18 protein-coding genes are annotated in these 24,898 nt (G+C 69.4%); 16 read left to right on the forward strand and 2 right to left on the reverse strand.

Annotated features, from left to right (window positions below):
• Positions 1-314 precede the first annotated feature (314 nt).
• From typA to ABT093_RS12550, 16 genes are all read left to right on the forward strand, one after another.
• A complete protein-coding gene (gene typA / locus ABT093_RS12475; RefSeq protein ID WP_350563305.1) occupies positions 315-2,219 on the forward strand; it encodes a translational GTPase TypA in 1,905 nt (634 codons plus the stop codon).
• A gap of 440 nt (positions 2,220-2,659) precedes the next feature.
• Positions 2,660-4,294 carry a peptide ABC transporter substrate-binding protein gene (locus tag ABT093_RS12480; protein WP_350563307.1) on the forward strand — a complete coding sequence of 545 codons (1,635 nt, stop codon included), beginning with the start codon at positions 2,660-2,662 and terminating at the stop codon, positions 4,292-4,294.
• Between the two features lie 91 nt (positions 4,295-4,385).
• Entirely contained in the window at positions 4,386-5,330 is a 945-nt protein-coding gene (locus ABT093_RS12485) for an ABC transporter permease (protein WP_350563310.1), read from the forward strand.
• Positions 5,323-6,261, forward strand: coding sequence for an ABC transporter permease (locus ABT093_RS12490; RefSeq protein ID WP_350563312.1), 939 nt, complete (start codon positions 5,323-5,325; stop codon positions 6,259-6,261). The genes ABT093_RS12485 and ABT093_RS12490 overlap by 8 nt, the downstream gene beginning before the upstream one ends.
• A 19-nt stretch (positions 6,262-6,280) precedes the next feature.
• Positions 6,281-7,330, forward strand: coding sequence for an ABC transporter ATP-binding protein (locus ABT093_RS12495; protein WP_350563315.1), 1,050 nt, complete (start codon positions 6,281-6,283; stop codon positions 7,328-7,330).
• Complete coding sequence (locus ABT093_RS12500) at positions 7,323-8,339, forward strand: ABC transporter ATP-binding protein (protein WP_350563317.1); 1,017 nt, start codon at positions 7,323-7,325, stop codon at positions 8,337-8,339. Before ABT093_RS12495 ends, ABT093_RS12500 begins: the two co-directional genes overlap by 8 nt.
• Before the next feature lie 196 nt (positions 8,340-8,535).
• The gene (locus tag ABT093_RS12505) at positions 8,536-10,161 is read left to right on the forward strand and encodes a peptide ABC transporter substrate-binding protein (protein WP_350563319.1); all 1,626 of its coding nucleotides are present in this window, start codon (positions 8,536-8,538) and stop codon (positions 10,159-10,161) included.
• Between the two features lie 84 nt (positions 10,162-10,245).
• Positions 10,246-11,172: an ABC transporter permease gene (locus ABT093_RS12510; RefSeq protein WP_350563321.1), complete on the forward strand. Its 927-nt coding sequence runs from the start codon at positions 10,246-10,248 to the stop codon at positions 11,170-11,172.
• Positions 11,165-12,163 (forward strand): ABC transporter permease, encoded by a 999-nt coding sequence (locus ABT093_RS12515; RefSeq protein ID WP_502884203.1) that lies wholly within the window; start codon positions 11,165-11,167, stop codon positions 12,161-12,163. Before ABT093_RS12510 ends, ABT093_RS12515 begins: the two co-directional genes overlap by 8 nt.
• A 15-nt stretch (positions 12,164-12,178) precedes the next feature.
• Positions 12,179-13,231: an ABC transporter ATP-binding protein gene (locus ABT093_RS12520; protein ID WP_350563323.1), complete on the forward strand. Its 1,053-nt coding sequence runs from the start codon at positions 12,179-12,181 to the stop codon at positions 13,229-13,231.
• Positions 13,221-14,399: an ABC transporter ATP-binding protein gene (locus tag ABT093_RS12525; RefSeq protein WP_350563325.1), complete on the forward strand. Its 1,179-nt coding sequence runs from the start codon at positions 13,221-13,223 to the stop codon at positions 14,397-14,399. The genes ABT093_RS12520 and ABT093_RS12525 overlap by 11 nt, the downstream gene beginning before the upstream one ends.
• Positions 14,400-14,831: 432 nt before the next feature.
• Positions 14,832-16,478, forward strand: a complete 1,647-nt coding sequence (locus ABT093_RS12530; protein ID WP_350563327.1) for a peptide ABC transporter substrate-binding protein — start codon at positions 14,832-14,834, stop codon at positions 16,476-16,478.
• A gap of 93 nt (positions 16,479-16,571) precedes the next feature.
• Entirely contained in the window at positions 16,572-17,516 is a 945-nt protein-coding gene (locus ABT093_RS12535; RefSeq protein ID WP_350563329.1) for an ABC transporter permease, read from the forward strand.
• On the forward strand, positions 17,509-18,516 hold the full coding sequence (locus tag ABT093_RS12540; RefSeq protein ID WP_350563331.1) for an ABC transporter permease: 1,008 nt from the start codon (positions 17,509-17,511) through the stop codon (positions 18,514-18,516). The genes ABT093_RS12535 and ABT093_RS12540 overlap by 8 nt, the downstream gene beginning before the upstream one ends.
• Before the next feature lie 24 nt (positions 18,517-18,540).
• Positions 18,541-19,629 (forward strand): ABC transporter ATP-binding protein, encoded by a 1,089-nt coding sequence (locus ABT093_RS12545; RefSeq protein WP_502884210.1) that lies wholly within the window; start codon positions 18,541-18,543, stop codon positions 19,627-19,629.
• Positions 19,622-20,641, forward strand: coding sequence for an ABC transporter ATP-binding protein (locus ABT093_RS12550; protein WP_350563336.1), 1,020 nt, complete (start codon positions 19,622-19,624; stop codon positions 20,639-20,641). The genes ABT093_RS12545 and ABT093_RS12550 overlap by 8 nt, the downstream gene beginning before the upstream one ends.
• 76 nt (positions 20,642-20,717) lie before the next feature.
• On the opposite strand, the gene ABT093_RS12555 is transcribed toward ABT093_RS12550, so the two are convergent.
• Positions 20,718-22,436: an ABC transporter family substrate-binding protein gene (locus ABT093_RS12555; protein WP_350563338.1), complete on the reverse strand. Its 1,719-nt coding sequence runs from the start codon at positions 22,434-22,436 to the stop codon at positions 20,718-20,720.
• A 115-nt stretch (positions 22,437-22,551) separates the two neighbouring features.
• Positions 22,552-24,795, reverse strand: coding sequence for a hypothetical protein (locus tag ABT093_RS12560; RefSeq protein ID WP_350563340.1), 2,244 nt, complete (start codon positions 24,793-24,795; stop codon positions 22,552-22,554).
• Between the last annotated feature and the right edge of the window lie 103 nt (positions 24,796-24,898).

The following is a 24,898-nucleotide window of genomic DNA, read 5'->3' on the forward strand; positions in this document are numbered from 1 at the left end:
GCGCCGTGGTGCCGGAGACGAGGAAGGCCCGGGGCAGTGCGGAGCGGAGGCGGTGGATCACGCCCGAAGCCCGGCGGAGCCCGAACGCCGGGTGGCGGGGACGTGGCCGAGTTGTGATCTTGCTCCCGCCCGAGACTCCCGTTTCGGCCGAGCTCGGCGGTTCCCCGTACCATAGGAGGAAGCCGTGGCATGTCCTGCCCGGCGGGTGGACCGGTAGTAGCAGGCGGAACGGGTGGTGGCGGCCGACAGGGGTCGCAAGTGCGCGTCACGCAGCCGGGCGCCGTAACCCACGATTCCAGGAGAATCCGCTAGGCATGCCCACGCGCAACGACATCCGTAACGTCGCCATTGTCGCCCACGTCGACCACGGCAAGACCACCCTGGTCGACGCCATGCTCAAGCAGGCCGGTGCCTTCGCCGCCCACCAGCAGCTGGACGACCGGATGATGGACTCCAACGACCTGGAGCGTGAGAAGGGCATCACCATTCTCGCGAAGAACACCGCGGTCAAGTACCACCCGAAGGACGGTGGCGCGCCGATCACCATCAACATCATCGACACCCCGGGCCACGCCGACTTCGGCGGCGAGGTCGAGCGCGGTCTGTCGATGGTGGACGCGGTCGTCCTGCTGGTCGACGCCTCCGAGGGCCCGCTGCCGCAGACCCGCTTCGTGCTCCGCAAGGCGCTCACCGCGCGGCTGCCCGTCATCCTCTGCATCAACAAGACCGACCGTCCGGACGCCCGGATCGACGAGGTCATCAACGAGACCTACGACCTCTTCCTCGACCTCGACGCGGACGAGGACCAGATCGAGTTCCCGATCGTCTACGCCTGCGCCCGTGACGGCGTCGCGTCGCTGACCAAGCCGGAGAACGGCACCGTTCCCGCCGACAGCGACAACCTGGAGCCGTTCTTCTCCACCATCCTGGAGCACGTCCCGGCCCCGACCTTCGACGCGGACGCCCCGCTGCAGGCCCACGTCACCAACCTGGACGCCGACAACTTCCTCGGCCGCATCGCGCTGCTCCGCGTCGAGCAGGGCGAGCTGCGCAAGGGCCAGACGGTGGCCTGGATCAAGCGCGACGGCACCATCTCCAACGTCCGCATCTCCGAGCTGCTGATGACCGAGGCGCTCACCCGCAAGCCGGCCGAGGTGGCGGGCCCCGGTGACATCTGCGCCGTCGCCGGCATCTCCGACATCATGATCGGCGAGACCCTGGCCGACCCGGAGAACCCGATCGCGCTGCCGCTGATCACGGTGGACGAGCCGGCCATCTCGATGACCATCGGCACCAACACCTCGCCGCTGGTCGGCCGGGGCGGCAGCGGCAAGGGCGCGGACGCCAAGTCCGCCGGCCGGGTCGACCGCAAGGTCACCGCCCGCCAGGTGAAGGACCGCCTGGACCGCGAGCTTGTCGGTAACGTCTCGCTGCGCGTGCTGGACACCGAGCGTCCGGACGCCTGGGAGGTGCAGGGCCGCGGCGAGCTGGCGCTGGCCATCCTGATCGAGACCATGCGCCGCGAGGGCTTCGAGCTGACCGTCGGCAAGCCGCAGGTGGTCACCAAGGAGGTCAACGGCAAGACCCACGAGCCGGTCGAGCGCCTGACCGTGGACGTGCCCGAGGAGCACATGGGCGCCGTCACCCAGCTCATGGGCATCCGCAAGGGCCGGATGGACAACATGTCCAACCACGGCTCGGGCTGGGTCCGGATGGAGTTCGTCGTGCCGTCCCGCGGCCTGATCGGCTTCCGGACCGAGTTCCTCACCAACACCCGCGGCACCGGCATCGCCCACTCGATCCACGAGGGCCACGAGCCGTGGTTCGGCCAGCTGACCACCCGCAACAACGGTTCGCTGGTCGCCGACCGGGCCGGCGTGGTCACCGCCTTCGCGATGACCAACCTGCAGGAGCGCGGCGTGCTCTTCTGCGACCCGGGCACCGAGGTGTACGAGGGCATGATCGTCGGCGAGAACTCGCGCGCCGACGACATGGACGTCAACATCACCAAGGAGAAGAAGCTCACCAACATGCGGTCCTCGAACGCCGACGTGGCCGAGTCGATCGTCCCGCCGCGCAAGCTCTCGCTGGAGCAGTCGCTGGAGTTCTGCCGCGAGGACGAGTGCATCGAGGTGACCCCGGAGACTGTTCGCATCCGTAAGGTCGTCCTGGACCAGAAGGACCGCGGCCGCACCGCGTCGCGCGCCAAGAAGGCGTGATCCCGGCCTTCTGAGCCCCTCCGGCGGTGCTTTGGCCGGAAACGTTCGCCCCCCTTTCCGATGGAGAGGGGGGCGAACTATTTCAACTACTCCACGCTGTCGACGCGCGTATAAACGGAATAGCGCTTACCACGCCGAGGTGTCCGCTGAGCGAACGTGACAGTCCGTCATTCATGACGACTGTCCGGTTGATGCCTGTCTGAGTATGTCTCATATGTCCGATTTTCGAAACTTACCGACCGTTCATGTGACCTAATTGAGATCGGCAGTGGTCACTTTCGTGTCCGTGCGTGACACATAGTGGGTGCAGTCAGGCTCGGGTCAAGGGTTAACGCGCAGGGGTGCGCGCCGAAACCACGAGCGCGGACGGCACGGCGGACCGGACCAACCGCCCGCGGTGCTCTCCTCGTTGGAAAGTCGAATTCAGGAGGCATCCCCCCATGCGTGGTGCAACCCAGACCAAGTGGCTCGTCGCGGCGACCGCGATCGCCCTCGCGGCGACCGCCTGCAGCACCAGCTCGAAGAGCGACGACAAGGCCGCCTCCGGCGGCGGCTCGATCGCCGTCCAGCTCGGTGAGCCGCAGCACGGCCTGGTCCCGCAGAACACCGCGGAGTCCGAGGGTGCCGAGGTCCTGAACGCGCTGTTCGCCGGCCTGGTCGAGTACGACAACAAGACCAACGAGCCGAAGCTGCGCGTCGCCGAGTCGATCGAGTCCCCGGACAGCAAGGTCTGGACGATCAAGCTGAAGGACGGCTACACCTTCCACAACGGTGAGAAGGTCACCGCCCAGTCCTTCGTGGACGCCTGGAACTGGGGCGCCAACCAGGACAACGCGGCCGAGGGCCTGCCGTTCTTCGCCAAGATCGACGGCTCCGCCGACCTCGCCCCGGGCAAGGACAAGAAGCCGGCCACCGACAAGCTCAAGGGCCTGCAGGTCGTCGACGACAAGACCTTCACGGTCACCCTGACCAACCCGTTCTCCCAGTTCAAGACCATGCTGGGCTACAACGCCTTCTACCCGCTGCCGAAGGCCTTCTTCAGCGACCCGAAGTCCTTCGAAGAGGCCCCCATCGGCAACGGCCCGTTCCAGATGGACGGCAAGTGGGAGCACAACAAGCAGATCAAGGTCAAGCGCTTCGACAACTTCCCGGCCGCTGACGGCAAGGCGAAGCTGCAGAGCGTCACCTTCCGGATCTACGACAACCTGGACACCGCGTACAACGACCTGCGCGCCGACAACATCCAGGCCACGGACAAGCTCCCGATCTCGGCCATGGGTACCGTCAAGGGCGAGTTCGGCGACCGCTACATCTACAAGCCGGAGTCGGGCGTCGGCTACATCGGCTTCCCGATCTCGACCAACCCGGCCGCCTACGGCAAGCCGGAGATCCGCAAGGCGATCTCGATGGCGATCGACCGGGAGTCGATCACCAAGACGATCTTCTCGGGCACCCGCGTCCCGGCCGACGACTTCATCAACCCGCTGATCCCGGGTTACCGCAAGGGCGCCATGGGCGACGCGGCCAAGTACGACCCGGCCAAGGCCAAGCAGCTGTTCGACACCGCCGGCGGTGTCCCGAACAACACCATCGAGCTGGGCTACAACGCCGACGGCGGCCACAAGGAGTGGATCGAGGCCGTCGCCAACCAGCTGAAGAAGAACCTCGGCGTCGAGGTCACCACCAAGCCGTTCGAGAAGTTCGGCAAGATCCTGGACGCGCTGGGCGACAAGCAGTACTCGGGCGCCTTCCGCATGGCCTGGTCGATGGACTACCCGTCGATCGAGAACTACGAGCGCCCGATCTTCTCCAAGGTCGCGATCGAGAACGGCTCGAACTACGGCGGTTACGTCAACGAGCAGTTCGAGTCGCTCCTGGACCAGGCGGACCAGGCGAAGAGCCCGGAGGAGGGCCTGAAGCTGTACCAGCAGGCCGACGACGTCCTGATCCAGGACCTGCCGTACATCCCGGTGTACACCTACATGTCCTCCGCCGCGTACTCCAAGAAGATCAAGAACTTCGACACCGACGCCCAGGGCCGCATGAACCTGGACGAGGTCGAGCTCGCCGGCTGATCTGAGACGCAGACGATAGGGGGCGGGTGGAGTCCGGACCACAGTCCGGCTCCCCCCGCCTCCCTTCCTTGTCCGAAAGTGTGGAGGTCTAATGGGCCGCTATGTGATCCGCCGACTGATACAGGCGATCCCTGTCCTTATCGGCGCGACGCTGCTGATTTACGCGTTGGTCCACTACCTGCCCGGTGACCCGGTGCAGGCGCTGGCCGGCGAGAAGCGAGCCGACCCGATCGTCGCGGACATGATCCGCGAGAAGTACCACCTGAACGACCCGTTCCTCGTTCAGTACTGGAACTACATCACCGGCGTCTTCCAGGGTGACCTGGGCGAGAGCCTGACCGGTCGCCCGGTGAGCGAAATGATCGGGGACGCCTTCCCGTACACCGTCAACCTCGCCCTGGTGGCCTTTGTCATCGAGGCGGTCGTCGGTGTCGCGGCCGGTGTCATGGCGGCCCTGCGCAAGGGGAAGTTCCTGGACCAGCTGGTCCTCATCAGCACGCTGCTCGTCATCTCGATCCCGGTCTTCGTCACCGGCTTCGTGCTGCAGCTCGTGCTCGGCGTCAAGTTGAAGAACGACTACGGCATCGAGATCTTCTCGGTCTCCTTCAACGAGGAGGACGGTCTGCGCGCGTACCTGCTGCCGGCCTTCGTCCTCGCCTCGATGTCGCTCGCGTACGTCGCCCGCCTGACCCGCACCAGCCTGATGGAGACCATGCGCGCGGACTACGTCCGCACCGCGGTCGCCAAGGGCCTGAAGCGGCGCCGGGTCATCGGCCGTCACGCGCTGCGCAACGCGCTGATCCCGATCGTCACCTTCCTGGGCGCCGACCTCGGCGGTCTGATGGGTGGCGCGGTCATCACCGAGAGGATCTTCAACATCCACGGCATCGGCGGCCTGCTCGCCCAGTCCGTGTACCAGAAGCAGGGCACGATCATCGTCGGCGTGGTCACGCTGCTGGTGCTGATCTACCTGGTCACCACCCTGCTCGTGGACCTGCTGTACGCCGTGCTCGACCCGAGGATCCGCTATGAGTGACACCATCACCAAGGGCACCGAGGCCCCTTCCGACGACAACGGCCCGAAGGGCGCGGCGAAGGCCCAGAAGCCCGAGCGCGTCGCGAGCCTCTGGTCGGACGCGCTGCGCGACCTGCGGCGCAACCCGGTCTTCATCATCGGCGCGGTGCTGGTGTTCTGCCTGCTGGTCATCTCCGCGGTGCCGCAGCTGTTCACCGACGGCAGCCCGTTCGAGGGCGGCGCCTGCGACCTGGCCAACTCGCTCAAGCGTCCGAGTGCCGACCACTGGTTCGGCTTCGACGTCCAGGGCTGCGACATCTACACCCGCACCATCTGGGGTGCCCGCAACTCGGTCACCGTCGGTGTGCTGACCACCCTCACGGTCACCGTGGTGGGCTCCCTGCTCGGCCTGCTGGCCGGCTGGAAGGGCGGGATCGTCGACTCGATCCTGTCCCGCTTCACCGAGATCTTCTTCTCGATCCCGCTGCTGCTCGGCGGCATGCTGATCATGTCGATGCTCGGCACCGGCAACGCCTACACCGTCTCGCTGGTCATGGCCGTCCTCGGCTGGCCGCAGATCTTCCGCATCATGCGCGCCTCGGTGCTGGCCAACAAGAACAACGACTACGTGATGGCGGCCCGCGCCCTGGGCGCCGGCTCCGGCCGGATCACCTTCCGGCACATCCTGCCGAACGCCATCGCGCCGGTCATCGTCGTCGCCGCGATCTCCCTGGGCGTCTACATCGGCGCCGAGGCCGCGCTGTCCTACCTGGGCATCGGCGTCCAGCCCCCGCAGATCTCCTGGGGCCTGATGATCAGCGACGCCCAGCCCCGGTTCCTGAACGCCCCGCACGTCCTGCTCTTCCCGGCCGCCGTGCTGAGCGTCACCGTGCTGGCCTTCATCATGCTCGGCGACGCGGTCCGCGACGCCCTCGACCCGAAGCTCCGCTGAGAGAAGAGGTGACGACCCGATGACCACCGTGATCGAGAAGAACCAGAAGAACGGCCGCCTCGAGGTTGGCACCCCGCTGCTGGAGGTCAAGGACCTCCACGTGGAGTTCCACACCCGGGACGGCGTCGCCAAGGCCGTGAACGGCGTCAACTACTCCGTGGCCGCCGGTGAGACCCTGGCGGTGCTCGGCGAGTCCGGCTCCGGCAAGTCGGTGACCGCCCAGACCATCATGGGCATCCTCGACATGCCGCCCGGCAAGATCAGCCAGGGCCAGATCCTCTTCCGCGGGCAGGACATGCTCGCGATGAAGGAGGAGGAGCGCCGGCAGATCCGCGGCCAGAAGATCGCGATGATCTTCCAGGACGCGCTCTCCTCGCTGAACCCGGTGATGACCGTCGGCGCCCAGCTCGGCGAGATGTTCCGGGTGCACCGCGGGGCCTCCAAGAAGGAGGCCCGGGAGAAGGCGATCGAGCTGATGGAGCGGGTGCGCATCCCCGCCGCCAAGCAGCGCGTCGGCGACTACCCGCACCAGTTCTCCGGCGGTATGCGCCAGCGCATCATGATCGCCATGGCGCTCTCCATGGAGCCCGACCTGATCATCGCGGACGAGCCCACCACCGCCCTGGACGTCACCGTCCAGGCCCAGGTGATGGACCTCCTCGCGGAGCTCCAGGACGAGTACAACATGGGCCTGATCCTGATCACCCACGACCTCGGCGTGGTCGCCGACGTCGCGGACAAGATCGCCGTGATGTACGCGGGCCGGATCGTCGAGACCGCCCCGGTGCACCAGCTGTACGCCAACCCGGCGCACCCGTACACCAAGGGCCTGCTCCGCTCCATCCCGCGCCTGGACCAGAAGGGCCAGGAGCTGTACGCGATCAAGGGCCTGCCCCCGAACCTGCTGAAGGTCCCGGCCGGCTGCGCGTTCAACCCCCGCTGTGACGTCGCCACCGACCTGTGCCGCACGGAGATCCCGAAGCTGCACCAGGTGACCGACAAGGACGGCAAGGAGCTCACCGGCCGCCGCAGCGCGTGCCACCTCTGGAAGGAGACCCTCCATGGCTGAGCCCATCCTGGAGGTCAAGGACCTGGTCAAGCACTACCCGCTGACCCAGGGCATCCTGTTCAAGAAGCAGGTCGGCGCCGTCAAGGCCGTCGACGGCGTCTCCTTCGAGCTGGCGAAGGGCGAGACGCTCGGCATCGTCGGCGAGTCGGGCTGCGGCAAGTCGACGCTGGCCAAGGTCCTGATGAACCTGGAGCGGGCCACCTCCGGCCAGGTCCTGTTCAAGGGCGAGGACATCTCCAAGCTGTCCGGCCCGGCCCTCAAGGCCGTCCGCCGGAACATCCAGATGGTGTTCCAGGACCCGTACACCTCGCTCAACCCGCGCATGACGGTCGGCGACATCATCGGCGAGCCCTTCGAGATCCACCCCGAGGTGGCTCCCAAGGGCGACCGCCGCAAGGCCGTCCAGGACCTGCTGGACGTCGTCGGCCTCAACCCGGAGTACATCAACCGGTACCCGCACCAGTTCTCCGGCGGCCAGCGCCAGCGCATCGGCATCGCCCGCGGCCTCGCGCTCAAGCCGGAGATCATCATCTGCGACGAGCCGGTCTCCGCGCTGGACGTGTCCGTCCAGGCGCAGGTGATCAACCTGCTGGAGCAGCTGCAGAACGACTTCGAGCTCTCCTACATGTTCATCGCGCACGACCTCTCCATCGTCCGGCACATCTCCGACCGCGTCGGCGTGATGTACCTGGGCAAGCTGGTCGAGATCGGCTCGGACGAGGAGATCTACGAGAACGCCACCCACCCGTACACCCAGGCGCTGCTCTCCGCGGTGCCGGTGCCGGACCCGGAGGCTCGCGCCAACCGCGACCGGATCATCCTGACCGGCGACATCCCGTCGCCGGCCAACCCGCCGTCCGGCTGCCGCTTCCGCACCCGCTGCTGGAAGGCGGAGGAGCGCTGCTCGACCGAGGTCCCGCTGCTCGCGGTGCCCGAGGTGCTGAGCGGCCCGGCCAAGCACCAGTCGGCGTGCCACTTCGCCGCCGTCCGGGAGACCGCCGCGGTCTGACCGCCCGTTCGTTCCCGCCCGGAGGGGCCCGCTGCCGTTCGCGGCGCGGGCCCCTCCGGCGTTCGCGCGCCCGGTCCGGCGGGGCGTCAACCGCCGTCCGCGCCGCGCACCCGTCCGGGGGTACCCCGCTCGCGCCGCCGGGCGGCCGCGCTTCTCATGGGGTGTGATGCGTCACACACCTTGAGGAGGGACCTCCATGCCCGTGGCCACCCGTGCTCGATGGGTCCTCGCCGCAGCGACGTCCGTGGCCCTGGTGGCCGGCGGATGCAGCAGCAGCGACGACGGCGGCAGCAGCGGTTCGTCGGACAGCAGCAAGACCTTCAGTTACCAGAGCAGCGAACCGCAGAACCCGCTGCAGCCGGCCAACGCCAACGAGACCGGTGGCGGGCGCATCATCCAGAACCTGTTCAAGGGCCTGGTCGACTACGACCCCTCGAACGCGAAGATCCGGATGCAGGTCGCGGACACGATCGAGACCAGCGACTCGCAGACCTTCACCATCACGCTGAAGGACGGCTGGAAGTTCCACGACGGCACGCCGGTGCACGCCAAGAACTTCGTGGACGCCTGGAACTGGGGCGCGACCACCGCCAACAACCAGATCAACAGCTCCTGGTTCTCCGACATCGAGGGCTACCAGGACGTCCACCCGGCGAGCGGCCAGCCGACCTCGGACAAGATGTCCGGGCTGACCGTCGTGGACGACCTGCATTTCACCGTCAAGCTGAGCGGCAAGGTCTCGTACTTCGAGTACAAGCTCGGCTACATCGCCTTCTCCCCGCTGCCGGACGCCTTCTTCGGCGACCCCGCCGGGTACGGGCAGAAGCCGGTCGGCAACGGCCCCTACCAGTTCGTCAGCTGGGACCACAACCAGCAGCTGACCACGAAGGCCTTCCCGGACTACCAGGGCGTCGACAAGCCGAAGAACGGCGGCGTCGTCTTCAAGATGTACAGCACCGCCGAGGCCGCCTACGCCGACCTGCAGTCCAACAACCTGGACGTGATGGACCAGGTGCCGCCCTCCGCCCTGGCCACCTACAAGGCCGACCTCGGGGACCGGGCGGTCGACGAGCCGCAGGGCGCCATCCAGAACATCGGCTTCACGCTCTACCAGGCCGACTGGGCCTCCCCGGACAAGGCGAAGGTCCGCCAGGGCCTGTCGATGGCGATCGACCGCGACACCATCACCAAGACGGTGCTGCAGGGCTCGCGCAAGCCGGCCACCGCCTGGGTGGCCGAGGGCGTCGAGGGCTACAAGGACGGCCAGTGCGGCGAGTTCTGCACCTTCGACGCGGCCAAGGCGAAGCAGCTGATCACCGAGGGCGGCGGCGTCCCCGGCAACCGGCTGACCATCACCTACAACGCGGACGGCGGCCACAAGGAGTGGGTCGACGCGGTCTGCAACTCGATCCGGCAGAGCACCGGCGTGGACTGCGTGGGCGACCCGAAGCCGGACTTCAAGACCGCCCGCGCCGCGATCACCGGCCACCAGATCGACGGCGCCTTCCGCACCGGCTGGGTCCAGGACTACCCGCTGAACGCCAACTTCCTCGCCGACGTGTACCGCACCGGCGCAGCGTCCAACGACTTCGGCTACAGCAACCCGCAGTTCGACCAGCTCGCCACCCAGGCCGACCAGGCCGCCAGCGTCGCCGACTCGGTGACCGGCTACCAGCAGGCCGAGGCCGTGCTGCCCAGCGGCATGCCGGCGATCCCGCTCTGGTACTACCGCACGACCTCGGGCTACTCCACCAAGGTCCAGAACGTGAAGTTCGACTCCTTCGGCAACCCGGCCTGGACCCAGGTCGAGGTCATCGGCTGACGAGCTCCCCGCGCAGGCCCCGCCCTTCCCGCACGGAGGGCGGGGCCCCGGGCACTCGACCACATCTCCGGGAAGGAGGCTCGAATGGGCAGTTACGTGCTGCGGCGGGTACTGCAGATGATCCCGGTGTTCTTCGGCACCACGCTGCTGATCTTCCTGATGGTCTACACACTGCCGGGCGACCCGGTCTCGGCGCTGTTCGGGGAGAAGGCCGCGGACCCCGCCGTGGTGGCCAGCATCAAGCACAAGTACTACCTCGACCAGCCGATCTGGAAGCAGTACCTGCACTACATGGGGAACCTCTTCCAGGGGGACTTCGGCACCAGCTTCACCGGCCGTCCGGTCTCCGACATCATGGCGGACGCCTTCCCGGTCACCATCCGGCTGGCCCTGCTGGCCTTCGTCTTCGAGATGGTCTTCGGCCTGCTGCTGGGCCTGGTCTCCGGGCTGAAGCGGGGCAGTGTGCGGGACACCCTGGTGCTGATCCTCACCCTGCTGGTGATCTCCATCCCGGTCTTCGTCCTGGCGTACATCGCCCAGACGGTCTTCGCCACCAACCTGGGCTGGGTCACCCCGACGGTCCAGGACTCCAAGGACCTCTCGCAGCTGATCCTCCCGGCGATCGTGCTGGGATCGCTGTCGCTCGCGTACGTCGCCCGGCTGACCCGGACCTCCATCGGCGAGAACCTGCGGGCCGACTACATGCGCACCGCGGTGGCCAAGGGCCTGCCCCGGCGCACCATCGTCACCCGCCACCTGCTGCGCAACTCGCTGATCCCGGTGGTCACCTTCCTCGGCACCGACCTCGGCGCGCTGATGGGCGGCGCGATCGTCACCGAGGGCATCTTCAACGTCCAGGGCGTCGGCAACGTCCTCTACCGGGCGATCAACCAGAAGGAGGGGCCGACGGTGGTCGGCATCGTCACCGTGCTGGTGATCGTCTACCTGGTGGCCTCCCTCGTCGTCGACCTGCTCTACGCGGTCCTGGACCCGAGGATCCGCTATGCCTGACATCCACGACGAGAGCTCCTACGAGCCGCATCCCAAGCCGGGGGTCGACCATTTGGACTACGCCGGCGAGCAGGGCATGGCGGTCGAGCAGGAGACCCTGGTCGAGCCCGACCCGGAGAAGCGGGAAGAGGCCCGCAGCCTCTGGGGCGACGCCTGGCGCGACCTGCGGCGGCGGCCGATCTTCCTGATCTCGGCGGTGCTGATCCTGCTGCTGATCGTGATGGCGATCTTCCCCGGGGCGTTCACCGACGCCGACCCGCGCAAGGCCGACCTGGTCAACAACTACCTCCGCCGGCCGGACTGGACGGACTTCTTCGGCGCGGGCTGGTTCGGCTACGACGGCCAGGGCCGCTCCATCTACGCCCGGGTGGTGTACGGCGCCCGGGCCTCGATCACCGTCGGCATCTTCGTGACCGCCACGGTCACCCTGCTCGGCGGGCTGACCGGCATGGTGGCCGGCTACTTCGGCGGCACCGTGGACGCGGTGCTCTCCCGGATCGTCGACATCTTCTTCGGCATCCCGCTGCTGCTGGGCGCGCTGGTGCTGCTGAACGCCTTCTCCACCCGCACGGTGTGGACCGTGGTGGTCGCGCTGGGCGTGCTGGGCTGGACCCAGATCGCCCGCGTCATGCGCGGCGCGGTGCTGACGGTCAAGCAGTCCGACTTCGTGGTGGCCGGGAGGGCGCTCGGCGCCGGCACCGGACGGCTGATGCTGCGGCACATCCTGCCGAACTCGGTCGCCCCGGTGATCGTGGTGGCGACCATCGCGCTGGGCGGCTACATCGCCACCGAGGCGACGCTGAGCTTCCTCGGCATCGGCCTGCAGGACCCGACCATCTCCTGGGGCATCGACATCTCCTCCGCCCAGAAGGTGATCCGGACCGCCCCGTACGTGCTGTTCTTCCCGGCCGCGGCGCTCTCCATCACCGTGCTGGCCTTCATCATGCTGGGCGACGCGGTGCGCGACGCCCTCGACCCGAAGCTGCGCTGAGCGAGGGGACGCATCATGACCACAGCAGTCGATCCCGGCAAGGACCGGCGGGAGGCGCCCTACGAGGGCCCGCTGCTCGACGTGCGCGACCTGCACGTCGAGTTCGTCACCCGGGACGGGGTGGCCAAGGCGGTCAACGGGGTCAACTACAGCGTCCGGGCCGGGGAGACGCTGGCGGTGCTCGGCGAGTCCGGCTCCGGCAAGTCGGTGACCGCGCAGGCGATCATGGGCATCCTGGACATGCCGCCGGCCCGCATCCCCCGGGGCGAGATCCGCTTCCGGGGCCAGGACATGCTGGTGATGGACAAGGAGCAGCGGCGCAAGGTGCGCGGCCAGAAGATCGCGATGATCTTCCAGGACGCGCTCTCCTCGCTCAACCCGGTGCTGACGGTGGGCTTCCAGCTCGGCGAGATGTTCCGCGCCCACCACGGCACCTCCCGCAAGGCGGCCAAGGAGAAGGCCGTCGAGCTGATGGAGCGGGTGCGCATCCCGGCCGCCAGGCAGCGGGTGAACGACTATCCGCACCAGTTCTCCGGGGGCATGCGCCAGCGCATCATGATCGCCATGGCGCTGGCCCTGGAGCCGGACCTGATCATCGCGGACGAGCCCACCACCGCCCTGGACGTCACCGTGCAGGCCCAGGTGATGGACCTGCTCGCGGAGCTGCAGACCGAGTACCACATGGGGCTGATCCTGATCACCCACGACCTGGGCGTGGTCGCCGACGTCGCGGACAAGATCGCGGTGATGTACGCGGGCCGGATCGTGGAGACGGCGCCCGTGCACGAGCTCTACGCGCGCCCGGCGCACCCGTACACCCGGGGCCTGCTGGACTCCATCCCGCGCCTGGACCAGAAGGGCCAGGAGCTGTACGCGATCAAGGGCCTGCCGCCCAACCTGCTGCGGATCCCGCCGGGCTGCGCGTTCAACCCGCGCTGTCCGCGCGCCCAGGACATCTGCCGGCGGGAGGTGCCGGAGCTGTTCCCGGTCACCGAGGACGACGGCACCGAGCTGGCCGGGCGGGGCAGCGCCTGCTTCTTCTGGAAGGAGACCCTCCATGACCGCTGACGGGGCCGGTGCGGTCGAGGCGCCGGAGGAGGCCGCCTTCGAGCAGGAGGTGGCGCGCGGCGAGCCGATCCTCGAAGTCCGCGACCTGGTCAAGTACTTCCCGCTGACCAGGGGCGTGCTGTTCAAGAAGCAGGTCGGCGCCGTCAAGGCCGTCGACGGCGTCTCCTTCGACCTGATGCAGGGGGAGACGCTGGGCATCGTCGGTGAGTCGGGCTGCGGCAAGTCGACGCTGGCCAAGGTCCTGATGAACCTGGAGCCGGCCACCGGCGGCTCGGTGCGCTACAAGGGGGAGGAGATCTCGCGGCTGACCGGGGCGGGGCTGAAGGCGGTGCGCCGGAACATCCAGATGGTGTTCCAGGACCCGTACACCTCGCTCAACCCGCGCATGACGGTCGGCGACATCATCGGCGAGCCCTTCGAGATCCATCCGGAGGTGGCTCCCAAGGGCGACCGGCGCAAGGCCGTCCAGGACCTGCTGGACGTCGTCGGCCTCAACCCGGAGTACATCAACCGGTACCCGCACCAGTTCTCCGGCGGTCAGCGCCAGCGCATCGGCATCGCCCGCGGCCTCGCGCTCAAGCCGGAGATCATCATCTGCGACGAGCCGGTCTCCGCGCTGGACGTGTCCGTCCAGGCGCAGGTGATCAACCTGCTGGAGCAGCTGCAGAGCGAGTTCAACCTCTCGTACATGTTCATCGCGCACGACCTCTCGATCGTCCGGCACATCTCCGACCGGGTCGGCGTGATGTACCTGGGCAAGCTGGTGGAGATCGGCAGCGACCGGGAGATCTACGACCACGCCACGCATCCGTACACCCAGGCGCTGCTCTCCGCGGTGCCGGTGCCGGACCCGACGGCGCGCGCGAACCGGGACCGGATCGTGCTGGTCGGTGACGTGCCCTCGCCGGCCAACCCGCCGTCCGGCTGCCGCTTCCGCACCCGCTGCTGGAAGGCGCAGGAGAAGTGCGCGGTGGAGGTGCCGCTGCTGGCGGTGCCGGGCTGGCTGAGCGGGGCGGCCGCGCACGAGTCGGCCTGCCACTTCGCGGCCGAGCGCGACCAGGACCTGGGCGGAGCGGCCCGAAGCGGACCGGCGGGGGAACCGGACGGGCCGGGGGGTGCGGGGGAGCCGGACGGACCGGGGGAGCCGGGCGGGCCGGAAAGCGGTTGACACCGGGGCACGGCCCCGTCGGCGGAGCGCGTCCTCCTCAGGGAGGGCGCGCTCCGCCGTTGTCCGCCCGCCGACCTGCGGCAATTCCGGCCCGTCGCGCCGGCCGGCCGCCGAAATAGATCATTACGCTTCGTAAAGATTCGAATACCGGTGTTTTCGGTTCGCTATTCGGAAAGCGGACCTTATGGTTCCGCACGCGATATGGCGGAATTTGCCGAGTATTGTCACGGGTTGGCCCCGGCCCGTAATTGAATAGATATGTGACGGCGATTCCACGGAGGGGGTCGGTTGATCGATAGTTGCTCTGCGCGTATCAGTGGTCACCTCGCCGGCTGTGCGGATCGGCCCTGAGATGTCGACCCCCGCCGTACCCGGCACACCGAGTGGCGGGGCGCCGTTCGTTCGTAAGCCCCTAAATCGAGGAGCAGTTGAATGAGGCTCACCAAGACGATGCGCTGGACCGCCCTGGCGGCTTGTACCGCGCTCGCGATCTCCGCGTGCAGCACCGGCAGCGACAAGAAGTCCTCGGACGGGGCGAACGGGTCGGGCAAGAAGGGCGGCTCGATCAGCATCGAGTCGGGTGAGCCGCAGCACGGGCTGGTCCCGCAGAACACCGCGGAGTCCGAGGGCGCCCAGGTGCTCGCGCAGCTCTTCGCCGGCCTGGTGGAGTACGACCGCAAGACCAACGAGCCGGGGCTGCGCGTCGCCGAGTCGATCGAGTCCCCGGACAGCAAGGTCTGGACGATCAAGCTGAAGGACGGCTACACCTTCCACAACGGTGAGAAGGTCACCGCCCAGTCCTTCGTGGACGCCTGGAACTGGGGCGCCAACCAGGACAACGCGGCCGAGGGCCTGCCCTTCTTCTCCAAGATCGAGGGCGCCGAGGAGCTCGCCCCGGGCAAGGACAAGAAGCCGGCCACCGACAAGCTCAAGGGCCTCAAGGTCGTCGACGACAAGACCTTCACGGTCACCCTCGCCGCGCCGTTCTCGCAGTTCAAGATCATGCTGGGCTACACCGCGTTCTACCCGCTGCCGAAGGCCTTCTTCCAGGACCGGAAGGCTTTCGAGGAGGCCCCGGTCGGAAACGGGCCGTTCCAGATGGACGGCAAGTGGCAGCACAACCAGCAGATCGTGATCAAGCGCTACGAGAACTTCCCGGAGTCGGACGGAAAGGCCAAGCTGGATTCCGTCACCTTCAAGATTTACGACAAGCTGGAAACGGCCTACAACGATCTCCGGGCCAACAACATCCAGATCACCAACAAGCTCCCGATCTCGGCGATGGCGACCGTCGCCCAGGAATTCGGTGACCGCTACATCTACAAGCCGGAGTCGGGCGTCGGCTTCATCGGCTTCCCGATCGCCACCAACCCGGCCGCCTACGGCAAGCCGGAGATCCGCAAGGCGATCTCGATGGCGATCGACCGCGAGTCGATCACCAAGCAGATCTTCTCGGGCACCCGCATCCCGGCCGACGACTTCATCAGCCCGATCATCCCGGGCTACCGCAAGGGTGCCATGGGCGACGCGGCCAAGTACGACCCGGCCAAGGCCAAGCAGCTGTTCGACACCGCCGGCGGCGTGCCGAACAACACCGTCGAGCTGGGCTACAACGCCGACGGCGGCCACAAGGAGTGGATCGAGGCGGTCGGCAACCAGCTGAAGAAGAACCTCGGCGTCGAGGTCACCTTCAAGCCCTTCGAGAAGTTCGGCAAGATCCTCGACGAGCTGGGCGCCAAGCAGTACTCCGGGGCCTTCCGGATGGCCTGGCAGATGGACTACCCGTCGATGGAGAACTACCTGCGGCCGATCTTCTCCAAGGTCGCGATCGAGAACGGCTCGAACTACGGCGGCTACGTCAACGAGCAGTTCGAGTCGGTGCTCTCGCAGGCCGACCAGGCGAAGAGCCAGGAGGAGGGCCTGAAGCTGTACCAGCAGGCCGACGACATCCTGATCAAGGACCTGCCGTACATCCCGGTCTACACCTACATGACCTCCGCCGCCTACACCAAGACCGTCAAGAACGTGGTCGTCGACGCCCAGAACCGCATCGACCTGGCCAACGTCGAGCTGGCCTGACCGTCCCCCAGTCCGACCGGTGCGCCCTGACGGGCGGCGCGGGCAACCTCCGTGCCGCCCGGCACCGGCGTGCCCCGATCACGAGGAGACCGCATGGGCCGCTATGTGGTCCGCCGGATCATCCAGGCCATACCTGTGATCCTCGGCGCGACATTCCTGATCTACGCACTGGTCTTCCTGCTGCCTGGCGACCCCATCACGGCACTGGCCGGTGAGAAGAGGCAGGACCCTGCCGTCGTCCAGGTCCTGCGGGACCGCTACCACCTGGACGACCCGTTCTTCATCCAGTACTGGGACTACCTGACCGGCCTGTTCAAGGGCGACTTCGGCGAGGACTACCGCGGCAACCAGGTCGTCGACGTGATGCGCCGGGCCTTCCCCTACACCATCAACCTGGCGCTCACCGCGCTGGCCATCGAGATGGTGGTCGGTGTCACCGCCGGCGTGGTCGCCGCCCTGCGGCGCGGCAAGTTCATCGACAACGTGGTGCTGATCTCGACCCTGATGGTCATCTCGATCCCGGTCTTCGTGATCGGCTTCGTCCTCCAACTGCTCCTCGGGGTGAAGCTCAACACCGACTACGGCATCGACTTCTTCCCGGTCTCCTTCAACGAGGAGGCCGGATTCCGGTCCTACCTGCTGCCCGGCTACGTCCTCGCCTCGACCTCCCTGGCGTACGTCGCCCGGCTCACCCGGACCAGCCTGATCGAGGTCATGCGGGCGGACTACGTCCGGACGGCGGTCGCCAAGGGTCTCAGCCCGCTGCGGGTGGTGGTCCGGCACGGGCTGCGCAACGCGCTCATCCCGATCGTCACCTTCCTGGGCATGGACCTCGGCGGCCTGATGGGCGGTGCGGTCATCACCGAGGGCATCTTCAACATCCCCGGCGTCGGGCATCAGCTGTTCCAGTCCGTCTACCTGCGGGAACGCACCATCATCGTGGGCATCGTGAGCGCCCTGGTGATGGTCTACCTGTTCGCCAACCTGGTGGTCGACCTGCTGTACGCCGTCCTGGACCCGAGGATCCGCTATGAGTGAGCCGACGAAGAGCGAGAACGCGCGCGTGGCGATCCCCGGGCAGTCCGGCGGCGGCACGGCCGCGGGCGGCAAGGGCACCGGCCGGGGCGAGGGCGGCGACGGGGGCAAGGGCGGAAGGAGCGGCAAGGGCGGCAAGGACGGCGAGCGGGTCGCCAGCCTCTGGAGCGACGCCTGGGCGGACCTGCGCCGCAGCCCGCTGTTCCTGATCGGCGGGTTCCTGGTGCTGTTCATGGTGCTGCTCGCCGTCGTCCCGCAGCTGTTCACCGATGCCGACCCGCGGGCCGGCGGCTTCTGCAACCTGGCCGACTCGCTGAAGCGGCCCAGCCTCGACCACTGGTTCGGCTTCGACGTCCAGGGCTGCGACATCTACACCCGCACCGTCTGGGGCGCCCGCAACTCGATCATCGTCGGCCTGGTCACCACCACCCTGGTGGTCCTGGTCGGCGGCACGATGGGCCTGTGGGCCGGCTGGATAGGCGGCTTCGGCGACAGCGTGCTCTCCCGCGTCACCGAGATCTTCTTCGCCATCCCGCTGCTGCTCGGCGGCATGCTGATCATGTCCACCTGGGGCAAGGGCAACGCCTGGACGGTCTCCGCGGTGATGGCCGTGCTCGGCTGGCCGCAGATCTACCGGCTGATGCGCTCGGCGGTGCTGGCCAACAAGCACAACGACTACGTGGTGGCGGCCCGGGCGCTCGGCGCCGGCACCGGGCGGATCGTCAGCCGGCACATCCTGCCGAACGCCGTCGCCCCGGTGATCGTGGTCTCCACCATCAACCTGGGCGTCTACATCGGCGCCGAGGCCGCGCTGTCCTACCTGGGCATCGGCATCCAGTCCCCGGCGATCTCCTGGGGCCTGATGATCAGCGACGCCCAGGCCCGCTTCCTGAGCGCCCCGCACGTGCTGCTCTTCCCGGCCGCCGTGCTGAGCATCACCGTGCTGGCGTTCATCATGCTCGGCGACGCGGTGCGCGACGCCCTCGACCCGAAGCTGCGCTGAGGAGGGCCGCGGACCATGACTGACATGACCCAACCGGCGAAGAAGGACGGCACGGGCGCCGGCCGGGGCGCCGTGGAGGTGCCGGCGGCGCGCCGGGAGAGCCTGGTGCCCGGTACGCCGCTGCTGGAGGTCGACGACCTGCACATCGAGTTCCACACCCGGGACGGCGTCGCCAAGGCCGTCAACGGGGTGAGCTACTCGGTGTCGGCGGGGGAGACCCTGGCGGTGCTCGGCGAGTCCGGCTCCGGCAAGTCGGTGACCGCGCAGGCGATCATGGGCATCCTCGACATGCCCCCGGGGCGGATCACCGCCGGCTCGGTCCGGTTCCGGGGCGAGGACCTGCTCACCATGACCCCCAGGGCCCGGCGGGCGGTGCGCGGACGGAAGATCGCGATGATCTTCCAGGACGCGCTCTCCTCGCTGAACCCGGTGCTCAGCGTCGGCTACCAGCTCGGCGAGATGTTCCGGGTGCACGAGGGAGCCGGCCGCAAGGAGGCCCGGGAGAAGGCCGTCGAGCTGATGGAGCGGGTGCGCATCCCCGCCGCCCGGCAGCGGGTCGACGACTATCCGCACCAGTTCTCCGGGGGCATGCGCCAGCGCATCATGATCGCCATGGCGCTGGCGCTCCAGCCCGACCTGATCATCGCGGACGAGCCCACCACCGCCCTGGACGTCACCGTGCAGGCCCAGGTGATGGACCTGCTGGCCGAACTCCAGGCCGAGTTCAACATGGGCCTGATCCTGATCACCCACGACCTCGGCGTGGTCGCGGACGTCGCCGACAAGATCGCGGTGATGTACGCGGGCCGGATCGTGGAGACCGCGCCCGTGCATGAGCTCTACGCCCGCCCGGCCCACCCGTACACCCGGGGCCTGCTCAACTCGATCCCCCGGCTGGACCAGAAGGGCCAGAGCCTCTACGCCATCCAGGGCCTGCCGCCGAGCCTGCTGCGGATCCCGGACGGCTGCGCGTTCAACCCGCGCTGCGACCGGGCCCAGGACGTCTGCCGCACCGAACTCCCGCGCCTGGTACCGGTGCTGGACGCCCAGGGGGCCGACCTGCCGGGCCGCCGGAGCGCCTGCCACTTCTGGAAGGAGACCCTCCATGGCTGAGCCCATCCTGGAGGTCAAGGAGCTGGTCAAGCACTACCCGCTGACCCAGGGGATCGTCTTCAAGCGGCAGGTCGGCGCGGTCCGGGCGGTGGACGGCGTCTCCTTCGAGCTGGCGAAGGGGGAGACGCTGGGCATCGTCGGTGAGTCGGGCTGCGGCAAGTCGACGCTGGCCAAGGTCCTGATGAACCTGGAGAAGGCGACGTCCGGCCAGGTGCTCTTCAAGGGCGAGGACATCACCCGGCTCTCCGGGGCGGGGCTGAAGGCGGTGCGGCGGAACATCCAGATGGTGTTCCAGGACCCGTACACCTCGCTCAACCCGCGGATGACGGTCGGCGACATCATCGGCGAGCCCTTCGAGATCCATCCGGAGGTGGCTCCCAAGGGCGACCGCCGCAAGGCCGTCCAGGACCTGCTGGACGTCGTCGGCCTCAACCCTGAGTACATCAACCGCTATCCGCACCAGTTCTCCGGCGGCCAGCGCCAGCGCATCGGCATCGCCCGCGGCCTCGCGCTCAAGCCGGAGATCATCATCTGCGACGAGCCGGTCTCCGCGCTGGACGTCTCGGTGCAGGCCCAGGTGATCAACCTGCTGGAGCAGCTGCAGAACGACTTCCAGCTCTCCTACATGTTCATCGCGCACGACCTCTCGATCGTCCGGCACATCTCCGACCGGGTCGGCGTGATGTACCTCGGCACGATGGTCGAGATCGGGACGGAGGAGGAGATCTACTCCCACCCGACGCACCCGTACACCCAGGCGCTGCTCTCCGCCGTCCCGGTGCCCGACCCGACCGGGCGCGAGCGGCGCGAGCGGATCCTGCTCAGCGGCGACATCCCGTCGCCGGCCAACCCGCCGTCCGGCTGCCGCTTCCGCACCCGCTGCTGGAAGGCGGAGGAGCGCTGCTCGACCGAGGTCCCGCTGCTGGCCGTGCCGGCCGCGCTGAGCGGGGCGGCCGCGCACGAGTCGGCCTGCCACTTCGCCGAGGTGCGGGACGTGATCGGCACGGGCTGATCGCCGGTCACGTCGAGGGGCCCCGGAGTCGCGCGGACTCCGGGGCCCCGGCCGTCCGGCTCCGGCCGGCGGGAGGTCACTTCTGGTAGCCGACGTTCTCCCAGACGATGTCGGACAGGCCCTGGGCGCCGATGTTGGCGAGCTCGGCGCGGGCGCCGAACAGCTGCGGGCGCTGGTAGAGCGGCAGCACCCCGGCCACCTTCCACAGCTCGCCGTCGGCCTGGTTGATGGCCTCGAAGGTGCTGGCCGCGTCGGTCGCCGCGGCCGCCCGGTCGAACGCGGCGTCGACCGCGGGGCTGCCGGTCTGGGAGTGGTTGGTGCCGCCGTTCTGGGCGAAGTTGGTCCGGTTGCCGCTGGCCGGGAACGGTGTGCCGAGCAGCGAGTAGGCGGTGATGTCGAAGTCCCGCCGGTTGACGTACCTGTCGAAGAACTCGTTGGGGTTGGCGGTGACGGTGGTGACCTTGATCCCGACGTCCTTGAGCATCCCGGTGGCGACGGCGGCCTCGTTCTGGGCCTGGGTGACGCCGGCCGGGATGACCATCCGCAGGTTGAGCTCCTTGCCGTCCTTGCGGCGGACGTCGCCGTCGAGCTTCCAGCCGGCCGCGTCGAGCTTGCGGGCCGCCTCGGCCGGGTCGTAGCGGCTGAGGCCGAGGGAGTTGTCCCGGTAGGCGTTCTGGTTGGACACCAGCAGGTGGTTGTTGAGGGTCACGGTGGGCCAGTCGAGCCCGGCCAGGTCGGAGCGGGTGATGGCGTCCCGGTTGATCGCCTGGAAGAGCGCCTGGCGGACGGCCGGGTCGGTGAGCGCGGGGCTGCGGCTGTTCAGCGTGAACTGCCGGAAGTCGGGCCCGCCGGCCCGCCGGACGGCGGCGCCCGGGGTGCTGCGGATCAGCTGGTAGCCGGCCACGTCCGGGCCGTTGTTGAACAGGTCGATCTCGCCCTTGTTGAAGGCGGCGGCCATCGCGTTGGGCAGGATGACGCGGAAGACGATCCGGTCCAGCAGCGGCTTGTCGCCCCACCAGGCCGGGTCGGCGACCAGGGTGACGGTCTGCGCGGCCCGGTCCATCCGCTCCACCTTGAACGGGCCCGCGGTGACCGGGACGGCGTCCAGGTAGGAGGTGTTGAACAGCTCCGGCGTGGCGATCCTACTGGCCGGCAGCAGCGGCGCGTTGGCGGCGCCGTTGAACATCGACTGCCACTCGGAGTACGGCCGCTCGAAGGTCATCACGGCCTGGAAGTCGTCCTTGCCGCGCTCGACCGAGGAGACCTGCTCGAAGCCGGTGCTGCTGGCCGCCCGGTACGCCGGGTCCTTGCCGTTCAGCGCCCGCCAGTTGGCCTCGATGTCGCGCCAGGTGATCGGGGTGCCGTCGGACCAGCGGGCCCTGGGGTTCAGCGTCCAGACCACGACCTGCCGGCCGTCCCGCTGCTCGGCGCGCGCGTCCTGCAGGTAGGCCGGGTTGGGGGTCTGGGTGCCGGCCGCGTCGGAGCGGAAGAAGGTCGGCAGCAGCGGCTTGGTGACGGCGATGGTGGAGGACTCGGCGCCGTCGGTCTGGATCGGCGACCACTGGCTGGAGTACTGGGGAACGGCGATGCGCAGGGTGCCGCCCTGGCGCAGTTCGGCGCGCTCGTGCGGGTTGATGTCGACGGCGGTGAGCTTGGGGCTCTCGACGGCGCTCGGCAGGGCGCGGGCGCCGCCGTCGGAGCCGTCGCCGGGGGCACAGGAACAGAGCGTCAGCGAGAGCGAGACGGCGGTGAGACCGGCGATCAGGGCCGTGCGGCGGTACAGGGGGCGGCCCATGGTGGTTCTCCCGGGACGGATGCGGCGGACGACAGGCGACACATCTTGCTGACCGGGGAGCGCGGTTGTCGAGGGGCGGGCCCGGATCGGGCCCGCCCCGTCGGTAACGGTTCGGTCAGACCGGGAACTTGTAGGTGCGGTCCCGGTCGCCGGTCTTGTCCAGCAGCGCGGTGATCTGGTCCGCGACGTCCTGCGGGGTGATCGGGACGAGCTGGCCGTTCTTCTTGGTCTTCACCTTGTCGAAGCCGCCGGCGGCCAGCTGGCGGCCGAGCGCGTCGAGGTCCCACTTGGGCACGAACTTGCCGTTGGCGTCCGGCACGAGGGTGAGGGCCACGGCGGCGGTCTTCGGGCCGAAGTCGAACTTCTTGGTGCCGGCCGTGATGTGGATCTGGCCGTTCACCGCGGACTTGCCGAGGGTGTCCGCGGCGCCCTGGAGGGCCTGCGCGGAGGTCTTCGGCTGGGCGGCGGTCACCGCCAGCGCGACGGGCTGTTCGGGCTTGCCCGCGGCGCGGTCGCGGTAGGCCGCGTCGACCAGGTCGACGGCGGCGGCGGAGTCCAGCGCCTGCCCGGCCTTGCCGGGGACGACGACGGGCTCGCCGCTCTCGGAGAACTTGACGTAGCCCTCCTGGAGGCCCTGCCCGGTGCCGCCGGCCAGCGCCTCCAGCGCGGACTTGAGCTTGGCCCGGTCGACCTTCACCTCCGGCGGCACCGCCTTCTCGTCGCCCTTGAGCGACTTGAGGACGTCCACCGGGCTGTAGGAGTGCTCGGCGAGCTTGTCGACGGTGGCCGTGGTGTCGAAGGCGAGACCGGCGGCGGTCGGGTCGAGGTCCATGGTCTGCTCGCCGACCTTCAGCTTGACCGGCTGCTGGCCGGCCTTGCCGACGCTCTCGTCGAGCTGGTGGATGGCCTGGTCGCGGCTGCTGCCGCCGATGTCCGTGCCGAGCACCACGGTGCCCTTGGGGACGTCGGACTGGTTCAGCATCAGCCCGGTGCCGTAGGCGGCGGCGCCGAGGAAGCCCAGCCCGACGACGGCGTAGGTGGCGAGCTTGACCAGCTTCTTGGCGGCGCTCGGCTTGGGCTTGGCGGCCGGCGCGGGCTTGGGCGCGGGCTTGGCGGCGGGCTCCGGCCGCTGCGGGCCGGACGGGCCGTCCGCCGCGGGTGCGGCGGCGGCCGGGGCGGCGGGCGCGTCCTCGGGGTGCGGGCGGGCGGTCTGGAAGGGGTCGGCGGGCTCGCCCTGGCGGCCGGGGGCGCCGGGGAAGAGGCCGCCCGGGGCGGCCGGGGCGCCGTGGGCGCCGGCGGCGGGCGGGCGCTGGGCGGCGAACGGGTCGGCACCGGCCGGGGCGCCGGGGAAGAGCCCGGGCTGCGGGGGGCCGCCCGGTGCGGCGGCGCCGGCGGGCGCGCCGGGTATGGGCGCGGCCGGGGCGTCGTCGCGGATCGGGGCGAAGCCGTCGACCGAGGTGTCCTCGGGGCTCGGCGTACCGGGCCCGCCGGGGACCGGAGGCTGCTGGACGGCGAAGGGGTCGGCGGGCGCGAACGGGTCGGCCGGGGCGAACGGGTCGGCCGGGACCGGCGGGGCGAACAGCTCGGTGGTGGTGTCGGCGTAGACGCCGGCCTCGTCGGCGGGCAGCTCCGGCGCCGCGCCGTACGGGGAGGCGGGCACGCCGTTCGGGGGCGGCGCGGGCGCCTGGGCCTGGGCGGGCACCGGGCGGCCGTTGGCGCGGGCCGCACCGGGGGCGGCCGCGGCGGGCCGCCCGGTCTGCGGGCGCTCGGCCTGCGGACGGGCGCCGTTGGCCCGGGCGGCGCCGCGCTGCGGGCCGGCGGGGGCCGGGGCTGCGGCGCCCGCGGCGGCGGCCGGTACCGGGGCGGTGCCCTCGGCGGCCGGGCCCTTCTTCTGGCGCGGGCGGAACCACGCGCCGGTCGACTCCGCCTCGGAGGTGGCCGGCGGGATCTGCCACTCCGGCGGCAGGTTCGGCGGGGTGCCGCGGGTGCCGCCGTCCATCACGCCGAGCACCGGGGAGGCGGGCGCGGCGGAGCGGTGCCGGGGGCCGGCCGGCTCGGCGGCGGGCGCGGGCGTGTCCTCGCCGCCGTCGTCCTCGTTCTTGACGGTGCTGCGGACCACCACCGGCGGGATCGGGCGCGAGCCGGGGATGTTGATCCGGACCCGGGTGGTGAGGGTGGTCTCGGTCTTGGGGCCCTCGTCCTCGCCCTCCGGAGCCGAGCCCTTGGCGGCGCCGGTGCCGCCCGTGCGGTCGCCGCCGGGGAAGCCCGGTGTGCCGTAGGGCGGGGTGCCCGACGGGTAGGCGTCCGGGCCCGTGCGCCGAGGCGTCGGGTGGGCGTTGTCAGATTCGCGGCTGCTCAATGCTGCTCTGCTCCGGGTTCGCGGGCCGGGCCGTCGGGGCGCGACCGCGGTTCGTCGGCGCCGGGCCTGGCGGGCGGCGTCGGGTACGGCGTTCTGCGGCACC

Source organism: Kitasatospora sp. NPDC002551 (assembly GCF_040296005.1).
In the GTDB taxonomy this organism is placed as follows: domain Bacteria; phylum Actinomycetota; class Actinomycetes; order Streptomycetales; family Streptomycetaceae; genus Kitasatospora.